This is a genomic window from Streptomyces sp. NPDC029138 (assembly GCF_055564375.1).
Map to the genome: position 1 here is coordinate 41,280 of NZ_JBVHWM010000012.1, position 15,020 is coordinate 56,299.

13 protein-coding genes and 1 pseudogene are annotated in these 15,020 nt (G+C 71.6%); 8 read left to right on the forward strand and 6 right to left on the reverse strand.

Going from position 1 to position 15,020, the window contains the following annotated elements:
• Positions 1-287: 287 nt before the first annotated feature.
• Positions 288-482: a hypothetical protein gene (locus ACZ4WH_RS13580; RefSeq protein WP_030648672.1), complete on the reverse strand. Its 195-nt coding sequence runs from the start codon at positions 480-482 to the stop codon at positions 288-290.
• Between the two features lie 440 nt (positions 483-922).
• Between ACZ4WH_RS13580 and ACZ4WH_RS13585 the strand changes: the two genes are divergently transcribed.
• Positions 923-2,101, forward strand: a complete 1,179-nt coding sequence (locus ACZ4WH_RS13585; RefSeq protein ID WP_468179846.1) for an acyltransferase family protein — start codon at positions 923-925, stop codon at positions 2,099-2,101.
• 46 nt (positions 2,102-2,147) lie between these two features.
• Here the strand turns inward: ACZ4WH_RS13585 and ACZ4WH_RS13590 are convergent, their stop codons facing one another.
• Together ACZ4WH_RS13590 and ACZ4WH_RS13595 are read right to left on the reverse strand one after the other, a co-directional pair.
• Entirely contained in the window at positions 2,148-2,594 is a 447-nt protein-coding gene (locus ACZ4WH_RS13590) for an HD domain-containing protein (RefSeq protein ID WP_468179848.1), read from the reverse strand.
• 68 nt (positions 2,595-2,662) lie between these two features.
• Positions 2,663-3,835, reverse strand: a complete 1,173-nt coding sequence (locus tag ACZ4WH_RS13595) for a SpoIIE family protein phosphatase (protein WP_468179850.1) — start codon at positions 3,833-3,835, stop codon at positions 2,663-2,665.
• 160 nt (positions 3,836-3,995) lie between these two features.
• Here ACZ4WH_RS13595 and ACZ4WH_RS13600 point away from each other — a divergent pair, with 160 nt between their 5' ends.
• Positions 3,996-5,237, forward strand: a complete 1,242-nt coding sequence (locus ACZ4WH_RS13600; RefSeq protein WP_468179852.1) for a GNAT family N-acetyltransferase — start codon at positions 3,996-3,998, stop codon at positions 5,235-5,237.
• 65 nt (positions 5,238-5,302) lie between these two features.
• On the opposite strand, the gene ACZ4WH_RS13605 is transcribed toward ACZ4WH_RS13600, so the two are convergent.
• Positions 5,303-6,112 (reverse strand): Fpg/Nei family DNA glycosylase, encoded by an 810-nt coding sequence (locus ACZ4WH_RS13605; protein WP_468179854.1) that lies wholly within the window; start codon positions 6,110-6,112, stop codon positions 5,303-5,305.
• 31 nt (positions 6,113-6,143) lie between these two features.
• Positions 6,144-6,632 (reverse strand): ribose-5-phosphate isomerase, encoded by a 489-nt coding sequence (locus ACZ4WH_RS13610; RefSeq protein WP_468179857.1) that lies wholly within the window; start codon positions 6,630-6,632, stop codon positions 6,144-6,146.
• A 214-nt stretch (positions 6,633-6,846) separates the two neighbouring features.
• Between ACZ4WH_RS13610 and ACZ4WH_RS13615 the strand changes: the two genes are divergently transcribed.
• Positions 6,847-8,265, forward strand: a complete 1,419-nt coding sequence (locus ACZ4WH_RS13615; RefSeq protein WP_468179859.1) for an amino acid permease — start codon at positions 6,847-6,849, stop codon at positions 8,263-8,265.
• Positions 8,266-8,652: 387 nt separating this feature from the next.
• On the opposite strand, the gene ACZ4WH_RS13620 is transcribed toward ACZ4WH_RS13615, so the two are convergent.
• On the reverse strand, positions 8,653-9,234 hold the full coding sequence (locus tag ACZ4WH_RS13620; protein ID WP_468179861.1) for a biotin transporter BioY: 582 nt from the start codon (positions 9,232-9,234) through the stop codon (positions 8,653-8,655).
• Between the two features lie 435 nt (positions 9,235-9,669).
• Here ACZ4WH_RS13620 and ACZ4WH_RS13625 point away from each other — a divergent pair, with 435 nt between their 5' ends.
• The 5 genes and pseudogenes from ACZ4WH_RS13625 to ACZ4WH_RS13645 all read left to right on the forward strand — a co-directional run.
• The gene (locus ACZ4WH_RS13625; protein WP_468179863.1) at positions 9,670-10,869 is read left to right on the forward strand and encodes an ROK family protein; all 1,200 of its coding nucleotides are present in this window, start codon (positions 9,670-9,672) and stop codon (positions 10,867-10,869) included.
• A gap of 206 nt (positions 10,870-11,075) precedes the next feature.
• The gene (locus ACZ4WH_RS13630) at positions 11,076-12,119 is read left to right on the forward strand and encodes an ABC transporter substrate-binding protein (protein ID WP_468179865.1); all 1,044 of its coding nucleotides are present in this window, start codon (positions 11,076-11,078) and stop codon (positions 12,117-12,119) included.
• Entirely contained in the window at positions 12,116-12,961 is an 846-nt protein-coding gene (locus tag ACZ4WH_RS13635; RefSeq protein WP_468179867.1) for an ABC transporter permease, read from the forward strand. The genes ACZ4WH_RS13630 and ACZ4WH_RS13635 overlap by 4 nt, the downstream gene beginning before the upstream one ends.
• Positions 12,937-13,671, forward strand: a complete 735-nt coding sequence (locus ACZ4WH_RS13640) for an ABC transporter ATP-binding protein (RefSeq protein ID WP_468179869.1) — start codon at positions 12,937-12,939, stop codon at positions 13,669-13,671. Before ACZ4WH_RS13635 ends, ACZ4WH_RS13640 begins: the two co-directional genes overlap by 25 nt.
• A pseudogene (locus ACZ4WH_RS13645) lies at positions 13,668-15,002 on the forward strand (LLM class flavin-dependent oxidoreductase); the annotation flags it as partial. The gene ACZ4WH_RS13640 and the pseudogene ACZ4WH_RS13645, both read left to right, overlap by 4 nt.
• Between the last annotated feature and the right edge of the window lie 18 nt (positions 15,003-15,020).

Genomic DNA, 15,020 nt, shown 5'->3' on the forward strand with positions numbered 1-15,020 from the left:
GCTCGCCGGGGATGTGGAGGGTGGCCATCCAGGGGCGCGGCCCGGCGGCGTCCGCGTTCGCCACGGGTGCTGTGCGGGCGCCGCCGGCCTGGCGGGCGGCGGGCGCCTCGCGGCGGAAGCGGGTGCGGAGATCGTCGTCGGCGGCGTACCGGCCGTGACGAGCTTGCCGGCGGCCGGCGGCGGAGTGGGCGAGGTGACCACGCCCTCCCTCGCTCTCGGCTGCGTTTGAGCGGGGGGCCGCCGGTCGCCGCCGAGGCGGTGCTCGATCCGGTGGCCGCCGGCCTCCGTCAGAACCTGATCGAGTTGATGGACTCCGCTATCGAGTTCAGGAAGCGGTTGATCGATGGTGCCATGCCGGTCGAGGCGAGGAAGAAACCGAAGAGGATGGCGACGATGGCCGGGCCGGCCTTGATGTTCCCCCCTCGGATCAACACCACCAGGATGATCGCCAACAGCAGCACCACAGACAGTGAAATGGCCACAACTGATCACACCCTCGGTCGGTCCGCTCTCCCGGCCCGGAGGTACGGCCCGCGCACCCCCGCCAGAACCATCGTGCCACCAACCCGCCCTCCGTATGCGGCCCGTGACAGATCGTCGGGCGGCGGCCCGGCGCGGGCGATGCCCCGCACGGCAATTCGACGCGGCACCGGCACATGACTCGGCGGGAAATTACGCGACTTCGTTTCCGCGTCCACACATCATGTGCGCAGGTAATTCGAATTGATGACAGAGAGGCGACGTATGCCCCAATTAGTCAGGATGAATCGGGACATCACGGGTGAACGGACGACCCGTGTGTGCCCACCATCACGTGAACAAGGGTGGCAAGTTCGGTAAATCAGTGGGTACTCGGAGGGGATAACCAGGAATGACTGCGGGAGTTTTACGAAATCCCACAGACGACGCTAGGGTGCCTGAGATGTTTGACGCCGCCTCGTCCCCCGGCCAGAACCGCAGGCCGCTCCCCCCGGCACAGCCGCCGGTGGACGGAGTGCCCGGTCCGCGTACCCCGCTGAGTGCGCAGGAACGGCGGACGAAGGCGGACAGACCCGGCCGGCAGCGCGACGCGTTCTTCGACAACGCCAAGTACCTGGCCATCGTGCTCGTCGCGATGGGGCACGCGTGGGAGCCGCTGAAGGGCGACAGCCGGATTCTGGAGGGCGTGTACACCGTCGTGTACAGCTTCCACATGCCGGCGTTCATCCTCATCTCCGGCTTCTTCTCCCGCAGTTTCGACATGCGCCCGGACCGGCTGAAGCGGCTGATCACCGGGGTCGCCGTGCCGTACGTCCTGTTCGAGACGGCGTACCCGCTCTTCAAGAACGCCGTCACCGGCTCCCACGAGGAGATCAGTCTCCTCGATCCCTGGTACCTGACCTGGTTCCTGGTCGCGCTGTTCGTCTGGCGGCTGACCACGCCCATCTGGAAGCTGGTGCGCTGGCCGCTGCCGCTGGCCCTCGGCGTCGCCATGCTGGCGACCGTCACCCCGAACATCGGTGACGACCTCGACCTCCAGCGGGTCCTGCAATTCCTGCCGTACTTCGTGCTGGGTCTGTGCATGAAGCCCGAGCACTTCCAGCTGGTGCGCCGCCGGTCGGTGCGGATCGCCTCGGTGCCGGTGTTCGCGGCGGCGCTCGCGGTCGGCTGGTGGGCGGTGCCGAGAATGAACACCGCGTGGTTCTACCACCGTGACTCGGCGCAGGAACTGGGCGCCCCGTGGTGGTGCGGCCCGGTGATGACGCTCGCCATGATGGGCTGCTCGCTGGTGCTCACGGCCTGCTTCTTCGCCTGGGTGCCGCGCCGGACGATGTGGTTCACGGCGCTCGGCGCGGGCACGCTCTACGGCTACCTGCTGCACGGCTTCCTGGTGAAGTACGGCGACTACCAGGGCTGGTTCGAGCACCCCGGGCTGCACCGCCCGCTCGGCGAGATCCTGGTGACCGTGGTCGCCGCGGCGGCCGTCACGGTGCTGTGCACCCGGCCGGTGCAGCGCGTCTTCCGCTTCGCGATGGAGCCGAGGATGGAGTGGGCGTTCCGGCAGGACGCGGCCGAACTGGCCCGCGAGCGGCAGAAGCAGCGGGAGAAGGCCGGCGTCTAGCCGGTTCTGCCGGCGCCGGAAGTCCGCTCCCGGTTCACGGCTCCGCTCATGGCTGGAGGCCGAGAAGTGCGCGCGTCCGGGCGTACTTCTCGGTCAGCCGTTTCCGGGTCGGCTCGTCGAGCACCGCGAGCCGGCCCGGATCGGCGTTGTGCGCCAGGTCGGCCTCCTTCACCAGCAGCGCGCCCGGGGTGGCGAGGATGCGGCGCGTGTACGCCTCCAGTTCCTCCCCCGGCCGCTTGGTGAGGGCGTCCACGATGGCCTTGGTGCGCGGGGGCAGGGCGGCGGCGGCCAGCCACTCCCGGCTGAGCGCGTCGTCCTCGACGGAGTCGTGCAGCCAGGCCGCCGCGATCTGCTCCGGGTCGCCACCGCGGGCCCGCACGCCCTCGGCGACGGCCGCGAGGTGTTCGGCGTACGGCCGCCCCGCCTTGTCGGTCTGCCCCTCGTGGGCGGCTCGCGCGACGGCCTCGACCTCCGCGAGCGTGAGCTGGGTCATGGCTCCAGTGTCCCCCCGGCCCGAGCCCGGCGGCCACCACGGAGAACGACCGCGGCCCGGCGATCGGCTCAGCGGCCGTTCGCCGTCGGCTGGCGGCAGATCAGGAGCAGGGCGCGGTCGTCGTTGACGTCCTTGGCGACCGCCTCGATGAGGTGCCAGGCGGCGCCGTCGAAGCCGCCGGCCACATAGCGGTCGGCCTCGCCGGTGAGCCGGTCGATGCCCTCCACGATGTCCCGGTCGGAGGTCTCCACCAGTCCGTCCGTGAACAGCATCAGCACGTCCCCCGGGCGGAGTGAGCCCTTGACGGGGTCGAACTGGGCGCCGTCGTACACCCCGAGCAGCGGGCCCTCGGCGGCCTTCTCCTCCCAGCGTCCGCTGCCCGCGCTGAGCTGGAGCCCCGGCGGGTGGCCGGCGGAGTACAGCTCGTAGTCCCCGGAGTCCAGGTCCAGGACCAGGTGGATGGAGGTGGCGAAGCCCTCCTCCCAGTCCTGGCGCAGGAGGTAGCCGTTGGCGGCCGGGAGGAAGGCGTGCGGCGGGAGGGAGCCCAGCAGGCCGCCGAAGGCGCCGGACAGCAGAAGGGCGCGTGAGCCCGCGTCCATGCCCTTGCCGGACACGTCGGTGAGCACGACCTCCAGCGTCCGGCCGCCGTTCGTGCGGGCGGCGACGACGAAGTCACCGGAGAAGGACTGGCCGCCCGCCGGGCGCAGCGCCATCTCGTGGTGCCAGCCCTGCGGCAGCTTCGGCAGCTTGCTCTGCACCCGGATCCGCTCGCGCAGGTCGAAGAGCATGGTGCCGCCGCGCCGCCAGGGCACGCCGACCCGGCTGCGGAACTGCGCGGTCAGCAGCCCGAAGAAGCCGCACGCGGCCACCACCAGGACCACGCCCGGGGTGACCCGGGAGGGGCCCTCGGTGTACGGGCCGAGCCGTACCGACTCCACGATCAGCGCGGTGGCCGCCGCCGCGTACAGGCCGAGCAGGCTCGCCGGGCGCAGCAGCAGGCCGCCCGCGACGATCGGCAGCACCAGGGTGGCCGGGGAGCACCACACGGAGTCGATGAGGGTCATGGCCGCGAGGACCGGGATCATCAGCAGCAGGCCGGCGAAGGCGATCCAGTCGGAACCGTCCCCGCGGAAGTAGTCCACGGCGCTTCTGCGCAGGCCGACGCGGGCCCGGTGCCACTGCATCTTCCACCGGGCCGTGAACGTCTCGGCCTTCGCGCGCCGCTGTCGTCCTGCTGCCATTAGTTCGCGACCCTATCCAGCGGACCGGCTGCTTGGCACGGGAGGTCCCACTTGTCCCCCCTGCGGGATTCCACTTCGTCGCCCGTCGGCCGGGTTTCGCAGGGCCGGGCCGGGGAGAAAATCACTGGCTCGTCCCCCTTCGCCCTGATAGGCATGGCCCATGGGGACAGAACACGGGACCGAGTTGAAGACGCTGCGCCCGGAGGAGTTCGACCGGTGGTGGGACCACCTGATCCGGGCGTTCGGCGGCGGAGCGGCCTCCGAGGAGGAACGCGAACTGGACAAATCGCTCACCGAGTTCGACCGTTCCCTGGCCGTCTGGGACGGAGACGCGCTCGTGGGCACCTCCGGGGCCTTCAGCTTCCGGATGACCGTGCCGGGCGGGGCGGTGGTGCCCACCGCCGGCGTGACGATGGTCAGCGTGGCCGCGACGCACCGGCGGCGCGGGGTGCTGACGTCGATGATGCGGCGGCTGCTGGACGACGCGCGCGCCAAGGGCGAGCCGCTGGCCGCGCTGTTCGCCTCCGAGCCCGCGATCTACGGCCGCTTCGGGTACGGCACGGCGACCTTCCAGCTCAACGCCGAGATCGACACCGGCCGGGTGACCCTGGCGCTCCCCGAGGGCACCGACGGGGTGGTGGTGCGCTACGCGCCGCCCGCCGACGTCCTGGAGGAGTGCGAGGCGGTGTACGCGGCCCTGGTGCCCCGGCGCCCGGGCATGCTGGCGCGGCAGCCCGGCTGGGAGCGGGCCGCGCTGATCGACCCGGTCGGCGAGCGGGAGGGCGCGTCGGCCCTCCAGTGCGTGGTCGCCGAACGGGACGGCGAGATCACCGGGTACGCGCGCTTCCGTACCAAGATGGGCTGGGGGCCGAGTGGTCACGACGGCACGGTGACCCTGGAGGGTCTGGCCGCGCTCGATCCGGCGAGCGAGGCCGCGCTGTGGCGTTTTCTGTTCGGCATCGACCTGATGACGACGCTGAAGGTGCGGGCACGGCCGGTCGACGACGCCTGGCAGCACCTGGTCTCCGACCTCCGCCGCTGTCTGCCGCAGCCACGGGACGCCGGGCACGTCCGGCTGGTGGACGTGGGAGCGGCCCTGTCGGCTCGTACGTATCTGACGTCCGTCGACGTCGTGTTCGAGGTCGAGGACTCCTTCTGTGCGTGGAACGCGGGGCGTTGGCGGCTGACCGGCGACCCGAAGGGCGCGTCCTGCGAGCGGACGACCGACGCGGCCGATCTCGCCCTGTCGGTGCGGGAGTTGGGCGCGGCCTATCTGGGCGGGGTGAGCCTGCTGTCGCTGGCGGCGGCCGGGCGGGTGCGGGAGCTGCGGCCGGGGGCGCTGACGGAGGCGTCGGTGGCGTTCGGCTCACCGGTGGCCCCGTGGCTGCCCCACGGCTTCTAGCTCGGCGCTTCTGGCAGGTCCGGAGCCTCCAAGTCAGCGTTTCCGGCAGGTCCGGAGCCTCTGGCTCAGCGTTTCTGGCAGGTCGGGCACCAGAAGAGGTTGCGGGCGGCGAGGCCGGCGGTGCGGATCTCGTCGCCGCAGATGTGGCAGGGCAGGTCGGCCCGGCGGTAGACGTACACCTCGCCGCCGTGGTCGTCCACGCGGGGCGGGCGGCCCATGGCCTCCGGGGTGTGCTCCGGGCGGACGGTGTCGATCCGGTTGTTCCGCACCCCCTCCCGCATCAGCGCGACCAGGTCGGCCCAGATCGCCTCCCATTCGGCCGGCGTGATGTCCCGGCCCGCGCGGTAGGGGTCGATGCCGTGCCGGAACAGCACCTCGGCGCGGTAGACGTTGCCGACGCCGGCCACGATCTTCTGGTCCATGAGCAGCGCGGCGATCGTCGTACGGCTGCGGGAGATCCCTCGGTAGGCCGTGCCCGGGTCGGCGTCCGCGCGCAGCGGGTCGGGGCCGAGCCGGTCGTGGACCGCCCGCTTCTCGGCGTCCGTGATCAGTGCGCAGGTGGTGGGGCCGCGCAGATCGACGTACGACGTGTCGTTCGCGAGCCGGAGCCGGACGGTGTCGGTCGGCGGGGGCGCCGGGGCGTCCCCGAAGCCGACCTTGCCGAAGAGGCCGAGGTGGATGTGGACCCAGTCGCTGTCCCGGAAGCCCAGGAAGAGGTGCTTGCCGTGGGCTTCCGTGGCGGTCAGCTCGGTACGGTCCAGAAGGGCGGCGGCGTCGGAGAACTTGCCCTGGGGGCTGGTGACGCGGGCGGCCCGTCCCGAGAAGCGCTCGGCGTAGTCCTGGGCCAGCCGGTGGATCGTGTGCCCCTCTGGCACGGGTCCCTGTTCCTTCCCGCCCCCTGGGGGCTCAGTCCTGCTGCGGGTGGTGGGCCGGGATCGGCGGGAGGTCGCCGGTGGTCTCGTACGCCGACAGCATGTCGATGCGGCGGATGTGACGCTCGTCACCGGAGAACGGGGTGTTGAGGAAGACCTCGACGAACTTGGTCGCCTCCTCCGTGCTGTGCATGCGCGCACCCACGGCCACCACGTTGGCGTTGTTGTGCTGCCGGCCGAGGGCGGCCGTCTCCTCGCTCCAGGCCAGCGCCGCGCGCACGCCCTTCACCTTGTTCGCGGCGATCTGCTCGCCGTTGCCGGAGCCGCCGATGACGATGCCGAGGGCGTCCGGGTCGGCGGCCGTCCGCTCCGCCGCCCGGAGGCAGAAGGGCGGATAGTCGTCCTGGGCGTCGTAGATGTGCGGCCCGCAGTCGACGGGCTCGTGGCCGGCGGCCTTCAGCCACTCGGCGAGGTGGTTCTTGAGTTCGTAGCCCGCATGGTCGGAGCCGAGATACACGCGCATGCGACGAGTGTGACACGCCCCTGTCCGGGCAGCAGCCCCAGGGTGTCGGCGGACACACAGACGGAAAAATGTGAGGCAGACCATAGAACCTCATGGGAACCTCAAGTAACGATACGGATTCAGAGGTTCCCGAATTCGTTCACCTCGGATTCACTGGACCGACTCGTACACCGCTCGTACGGGCAGCTCTACCTGGCGCAAAGGAAATCCGTCCATGACCCCTGGTTCGGGCCTCCAAGCAGGACTGAAAAACCGCCACCTGTCGATGATCGCGATCGGTGGCGTCATCGGAGCCGGTCTTTTCGTCGGTTCCAGTTCGGGTATCGCCACCGCGGGACCCGGCATCCTCCTGTCGTACGCCCTCGTCGGCACGCTCGTCGTCCTCGTGATGCGCATGCTCGGCGAGATGTCCGCCGCCAACCCGACCTCCGGCTCGTTCTCCGCGCACGCCGACCGCGCGCTGGGCCGCTGGGCCGGGTTCTCCATCGGCTGGCTCTACTGGTTCTTCTGGGTCGTCGTGCTCGCCGTCGAGGCGACCGCCGGCGCCAAGATCCTCGAAGGCTGGGTCCCGGCCGTCCCGCAGTGGGGCTGGGCACTCATCGTGATGACCGTGCTGACCGCGACCAACCTGGTCTCCGTCGGCTCCTACGGCGAGTTCGAGTTCTGGTTCGCCGGGATCAAGGTCGTGGCGATCGGCGCGTTCATCGTCGTCGGCCTGCTCGCCGTGTTCGGCGTGCTGCCGGGCGTGGACGCCGACAAGGCCTCCTTCGGCAATCTGACCTCGCACGGCGGATTCCTCCCCCACGGTCCGGGCGCGATCCTCACCGGTGTGCTGCTGGTCGTCTTCTCCTTCATGGGCAGCGAGATCGCCACCCTGGCGGCCGGCGAGTCCGAGGACCCGCAGCGCGCGGTCACCAAGTCCACCAACAGCATCATCTGGCGGATCGGCGTCTTCTACCTGGGCTCGATCCTGGTCGTGGTCTCGCTGCTGCCGTGGGACGACGCGTCCATCGCGAAGGACGGCTCCTACGTCGCCGCGCTGAACTCGCTGGGCATCGCGCACGCCGGTCAGATCATGAACTTCATCGTGCTGACCTCGGTGCTGTCCTGCCTGAACTCCGGCCTGTACACGGCCTCCCGCATGGCCTTCTCGCTCGGCGAGCGGGGCGACGCGCCGAAGGCGTTCGCACGGGTCAACAGCCGGGGCGTGCCGATGGCGGCGATCCTCGCGTCGGTGGTGTTCGGCTTCGTCGCCGTCTTCTTCAACTACCTGTCCCCGGACAAGATCTTCCTCTTCCTCGTCAACTCCTCCGGCGCGGTGGCCCTGTTCGTGTGGCTGGTCATCTGCTTCTCGCAGCTGCGGATGCGGAAGATCATCCAGCGCGAGGCGCCGGAGAAGCTCGTCGTGCGGATGTGGCTGTACCCGTACCTGACCTGGGCGACGGCCGCGCTGATCGTGTTCGTCCTCGGCTACATGCTGACCGACACCGAGCACGACGGCCGCGAGACCGTGCTGCTGTCGCTGCTGGTCGCGGCGATCGTGCTGGTGATCGCCGTGGTGAAGGAGCGGATCCGGGCGGGCCGCCCGGCCCCCGCGGCCGAGGCCCCGGCCGACAAGGTGTCCGTCGGCTGATCCGACACCGGCCCGGCGTGGCCGCATGACCTGGCCGCATGACCTGACGGAAATTGTCAGGTCATGCGGCCGTGCTGCGTTCCCTGACGCACACGGACCGGCGCACCGACTGACGCCGTACGGTACGCGGCCCGGCGGGGCCTGCCCGTGGGTGTGCGGGCTACCGGGGACGGCCGCCCGGCGCGGCTACGAGGGCGGGCTGCTGGCGACGACGAAGCGGCTGGGCGGGATCACCGTCGCCCCGCGGCGCGTACGGTCCCGGGTGCGGGCGGCGTCCGCTGAGGGCGGGTGGTCCAGGCGGGGCTGCGCGGTTCCGAGACGCGGAAGGGCTCGCCGGGGTGCAGGAGATCTGCGATCCGGCGAGCCTCTTCCGCGGGTACTACGGCGTCAGCGCTTGTCGACCAGCTTCCAGGCGGTGGGCAGCACGCCCATCGCCAGGGCGGCCTTGAGGGCGTCACCGATCAGGAACGGGGTGAGGCCGGCCGCGACGGCCTGGGACGCGGACAGGTGGGCGGCCAGGGCCAGGTAGGGGACGCCGACCGCGTAGACGACGGCCTCGCCGAGGATCATCGTGCCGGCCATGCGCAGCGGGGAGCGGTCGGCGCCGCGCCGGGCCAGGGCGCCGACGAGGGCGGAGGCGAGCAGCATGCCGAGGACATAGCCGAAGGAGACCATGCCCGCGCCGGAGTCGCCCTGCGCGAACCACGGCACACCCGCCACACCGGCGACCGCGTACAGCGCGAGGGAGAGGAAACCGCGCCGGGCGCCGAGCGAGGTGCCGACGAGCAGCGCGGCGAAGGTCTGGCCGGTCACCGGCACCGGGGAGCCGGGCACCGGCACGGACAGCTGGGCCGCGAGACCGGTGAGCACCGCGCCGCCGACGACGAGGGCGACGTCACGGACGCGGGACGCGGGCAGCAGGTCGGCGAGGACGGCGCCGGGGCGGGCGGTGGCGATGGCGGTGCTCATGGGGACTCCGCGGGTGACGGGGACATGCTGGGACAGGGTGACGCTATCCGAGCGGGCTGCGGCCGATCACCGTCAGCGCCCGACAAAGGGCGGAACAAGAGCTTCGTGGGCTCCGGACAAAGAGTGCCGGATACACGGGTCGGGCGTGACCCTGATCACTGAGGCAGGGACGTTTCGCTCACGTGAAGCGGGTGCCGGCGGAACTGTGCGGTCTCACCAAACGAACCCTGGTCATCTGGTCGGATTCCCTCTTCCTGCCCTACCCTTCAGCCATGGTTGCCCAGGCCCGCTTTCTCACCTCGCGTCGCTATGTCGACCTGCGACGCCAGGGCACGGCCACCTGTCGCCGCCCGGGATAGGGGCGGGCCGTCCGGCACGCCTCAGCCTCTCCGAGTCTCCGAGACGTGTCGGCCCCGCTCCCGAGGACGGTCCTCCATGCCCCGCACCGCCGTTCCCATCCTGCCCTCACCCGTGCCGCGTGCCGCCGACAGCGACCGGCGGCGCACCAGCGCCAGTGTCGTGCTGCGCTCCGTGCTGGAGCACGGCCCGGTGGCGCGCAGCACCATCGCCCGGCTGACCGGGCTGTCCCCGGCGTCGGTGACCGAGCACTGCGCCCGGCTCACCGAGCGGGGCCTGATCCGGGAGTCGGCCGCGCCCCGCCGCTCGAACGGGGTCGGCCGGCCGCACGTCCCCGTCGACCTGGACGACTCCCGCTTCCTGGTCGCCGGGGTGCATGTGGCCGTGCCGTACACCACGGTGGCGCTGCTGGATCTGCGGGGCCGGGTGGTGGCGCGGCGGGAGCTGCGGCACGAACGGACCGACCCGGGCTGGGTGGTGGCCCGCGCCGCCGAAGGGCTCGCGGGGCTGCTCGCCGGGGTGCCGGGCCGGCGCCCGCTGGGGGTCGGGGTGGCGGTCGGCGGCTGGGTGGACCGGGAGACGGGCACCGTGGTCGAGCACGAGCTGCTGGGCTGGCGGGACGTGCCGGTGCGGGAGCTGCTCGGCGCCCGCACCGGCCTGCCGGTCCAGGTGGACGGGCACGCGCGGGCGTTGGTGCACGGGGAGCGGCTGTTCGGGCGGGCCCGGGGCAGCCGCAGCGTGCTGCATCTCTTCGTCGGCAACATGGTGGACGCCGCCTTCGCCACCCATGACGCGGTGCACTACGGCCCCCGGTCGGCGGCCGGAGCCATCGCCCATCTGCCGGTGCCCGGCGGCACCGAGCCGTGCGCGTGCGGCCGTACCGGCTGCCTGCAAGCGGAGTTGAGCGAACGGACGTTGTGCCGGCGGGCGCGGGCGGCCGGGGTGACCGACTCGGCCAACCCGATGCGCGTGGTGGCCGCGGCAACGGGCGGGGACCCGGTGGCCCGGCGGCTGCTGGTGGAGCGGGCGCGCACGACCGGACGGGCGGCCGGGCTGCTGCTGGACGTGCTCAACCCGGAGACGGTCGTCGTCACCGAGGTCGGTGTCATCCATGTCGAGGGCTGCCTCGACGCGTTGCGGGACGCCGTCGGTGCGACGCGTTCCGCCGTTGTCGTCCCGACGAGTTTCCCGTATTCCGTGCTGGCGGTGGCGGGCGGATCCGTCGTCCTGGACGCGTTGTTCCGGGATCCGCTGGGTGCGTCACCTGAGGGTATTTAATTCAGAAACTCGGAATGTTGACAGGGATCGAGCACGGCCGGGAACATCCTGGCCATGAGCCCTCTCACGCACTGTCGCACCCTCTGTTGCTGACATGTTGCCGCGCATGAAGCGCGTGTTTCCCGCTGCGTGAGTTCTCTTCCTCCGGCCTGCTTCTCCCGGAATTCTTCCTGCTTTTCTCTTCTTTTTCTCCTGGGAGTCCTCCCATGCACCGTCGTGTCTTTCTCGCCTCCCTGCTCGGCGCGTCCGCCGCCGCCACGGGCCTCAGCGGCTGCGCCCGGGGCAACGCCGCCGCCGACACCCACGGCGCCGCCACCAGGCCGCTCGCCGACAAGGTCCCGGCCGGCACCAGCCTGAAGATCGCCTCCTACCAGAACACCCAGCAACTCCAGTTCCGGCTGGCGAAGCTGCCCAAGCCGCCGTTCACCGTGGCGGACTGGGTGAACATCGGGGCGGGCCCTGACGTGATCAACGCCTTCCGCGCCCAGTCCCTCGACCTCGCCAACAACGCGGGCATCCCGCCGATCCAGGCCCACTACCAGGGCTTCGACGCGAAGATCGTGGCGATCGGCATCACCCGCAAGCCCAACTACCTCTTCGCCACCAAGCCCGGCAGCGACATCCGCACGGTCGGGGACTTCAGGGGCAGGAAGCTCGCCTTCTCCCAGGGACAGGCCCAGGGCGTCGTCCTGCTGCGGGCGCTGAAGCGGGCGGGCCTGGCCTACGACGAGGTGAAGCTGGTCCCGCTGACCAGCAACCAGTTCCTGACCGCCCTCCAGTCCGGCCAGGTCGACATCGCCCCGCTCGCCAACAGTCAGGCGCCGGCGTATCTGAAGCAGTACGAGGGGAAGGGCGCCCACGTCATCAGGACCGACGTGGTCGACCTGCTCAACCTGCTGTGGGCGCCGCAGTCCGTGCTGAACGACCCGGCGAAGGCCGCCGCGATCGCCGCCTACGTCCCCCGGTGGGCCCAGGGCCAGGTGTGGACGTACGAGCACCCGGACGTGTGGAACGAGGAGTTCTACGTCAAGACGCAGAACCTGACCCCGGAGCAGGCACGGGGCATCTCCGCACTGGCCAACAAGCCGCTGTTCCCGCCCAGCTGGGACGAGGCGATCAGGTGGGAGCAGGAGACCGCCGATCTGCTCGCCGAGGGGGGCTTCGTGAAGAAGTTCGACGTGTCGTCGCTGTTCGACCACCGCTTCGAGTCGATCGCCGCCCGGTCCGTACCGGCGGAGTACCGGAGGTGACCGCCGTGACCACGACGACCGCCGTCCCCCGGACCGCCGCCGGGGACCTCCCCCAGGTCCGCCGGCGCCGCCGGCTCTCCCCCGGCCGCCGGCTGCCCGCCGCCCGGCTGGCCGGCCCGCTGGTGCTGCTCGCCGTGTGGGCCGCCGCCTCGGCCGCCGGAGCGCTTGATCCGGGGGCGATCCCCGCGCCCTGGACCGTCCTGCGCACCGCCGGCCGTCTGTGGACCGACGGCACCCTGCCCACCGATGTGCTGACCTCCCTCACGCGGGCCGGATACGGCTTCGCGATCGGCCTGACCGCCGGGGTGCTGCTCGCGCTCGCCTCCGGCCTGAGCCGGGCCGGGGAGGCGCTGATCGACGGGACCGTGCAGCTGAACCGGGCGATCCCGACCCTCGGTCTGATCCCGCTGTTCATCCTCTGGCTGGGCATAGGCGAGACCTTCAAGATCGCCATCATCGCGATCGTCGTCTACATCCCCCTCTACCTGAACACGCACGCCGCGCTGTCCGGCATCGACAGCCGGTTCGTCGAACTCGCCGAGGCGCAGGGCCTGTCGAGGTTCGCCTTCGTCCGCCAGGTCGTCATCCCCGGCGCGCTGCCCGGATTCTTCGTGGGACTCCGGCTCGGCGTCACCGGCTCCTGGCTGGGCCTGGTGGTCCTGGAGCAGATCAACGCCACCAGCGGGCTCGGCTACCTGATGTTCCAGGCGCAGAACTACGGCCAGACCGACGTCATCCTGGTCGGCCTGCTGATCTACGGCGTCTTCGGCCTGGTCTCCGACAGCGTGGTCCGTCTGATCGAACGGAGGGTGCTGTCATGGCGCCGCACACTGAGCAACTGACCCGGCCCGCCGTGCGGCTGCGCGGTCTGACCCGGTCGTTCGCGGGCCGTACCGTCCTCGACGGCATCGACCTCGAGCTGCCCGCCGGACAGTTCACGGCGCTGCTCGGGCACAGCGGCTCCGGCAAGTCGACCCTGCTGCGGGCGGTCGCCGGGCTCGACCACGGAGTGGCGGGCGGCGGGCGGCTCACCGCGCCCGAGCGGGTGTCGGTGGTGTTCCAGGACTCACGGCTGCTGCCCTGGCGCCGGGTGCTGGACAACGTCCTGCTCGGTCTGGACGGCAAGGACGCCGAGGAGCGCGGCCGGGCCGCGCTGGCGGAGGTCGGCCTCGCGGGACGGGAGCGGGCCTGGCCCGGTGAGCTGTCCGGCGGCGAGGCCCAGCGGGCGGCGCTGGCCCGCTCCCTGGTCCGCGAGCCGGAGCTGCTGCTGGCGGACGAGCCGTTCGGGGCGCTGGACGCGCTCACCCGGATCAGGATGCACCACCTGCTGCGCGAGCTGTGGACGCGCCACCGGCCGTCCGTCCTGCTCGTGACCCACGACGTGGACGAGGCGATCGTGCTCGCCGACCGGGTCCTCGTCCTGGACCGGGGCCGGATCGGCCTCGACCTGACCATCGACCGTCCCCACCCGCGCTCCTACCGCGAGCCGCTGCTGGGCGAGTACCGCGAGCGGCTGCTGGCCGCCCTCGGCGTCACGGAGGACCACCGGTGACCACGAGAAAGCTCCGTCTGAACGCGTTCCTGATGAACACCGGCCATCACGAGGCGTCCTGGCGGCTCCCCGAGAGCGACCCGTACGCCCACGTGGAGCTGGGTCACTACGTCGAGCTGGCCCGGATCGCCGAGCGCGGCACCTTCGACTCGCTGTTCCTCGCCGACGGCCCCCAGCTGTGGAGCGACCTCGCCCAGCGGCCGGCCGGCGCGCTGGAACCGCTCACCCTGCTGACCGCGCTGGCGACGGCCACCGAGCACATCGGTCTGATCGCCACCGCCTCCACCTCCTACAACTCCCCCTACAACCTGGCCCGCAGGTTCGCCTCGCTGGACATCATCAGCGGCGGCCGGGCCGGCTGGAACATCGTCACCACCGCGGGCAAGGAGGCCGCCCGCAACTTCGGGCTCGCCGAGGAGCCCCCGCACGCGGAGCGGTACGCGCGCGCCGCCGAGTTCCTGGACGTGGCCCTCAAGCTGTGGGACAGCTGGGAGGACGACGCGATCGTCGCCGACAAGGCGGCCGGCGTCTGGGGCGACGACGGCAAGATCCACCCGCCCCGGCACCGGGGGACGTACTTCAGCGTCGCCGGCCCCCTCAATGTGCCGCGCACCCCGCAGGGGTACCCCTTGCTGGTCCAGGCCGGGTCCTCCGAGGACGGCAAGGCCTTCGCCGCCCGGTACGCGGAGGCGGTGTTCACCGCCCAGCAGACCCTCGCCGGTGCCCAGGCCTTCTACGCCGACCTGAAGGCCCGTACCGCACAGGCCGGCCGGGACCCCGGGCGCCTGAAGGTGCTGCCCGGGATCGTCCCGGTGCTCGGGTCGACGCAGGCCGAGGCGCGGGCCGCCGAGCAGCTGCTCGAGGACCACATCGTGTACCGGCACGGGGTGGACCGCCTGGAGAACCTGCTGCACCTCCCGGCGGGCACGCTGGAGCTGGACGGCCCGCTCCCCGCCGACCTGCCGCCCGAGTCCGCCATCGAGGGCGCCAGGAGCCGCTACACGCTCGTCGTGGAGCTGGCCCGGCGCGACCGGCTCACCGTCCGGCAGCTCATCGGCCGGCTCGGTGGCGGGCGCGGGCACCTCACCTTCGCCGGGACGCCCGAGCAGGTCGCCGACCGGATCGAGACCTGGTTCACGCGAGGCGCCGCCGACGGCTTCAACGTCATGCCGGCCGTGCTGCCCTCCGGTCTGGACGCCTTCGTCGAGCACGTCGTACCGCTGCTGCGCGCCCGTGGCCTGCTGCGCAGCGAGTACGGCCCCCGCCGGACCCTGCGGGAGCGCTACGGCCTGCCCCGCCCCGCCAACCAGTACCTCACGCCCGCGCCCGCCCTCGTCCGAGAGGAACCC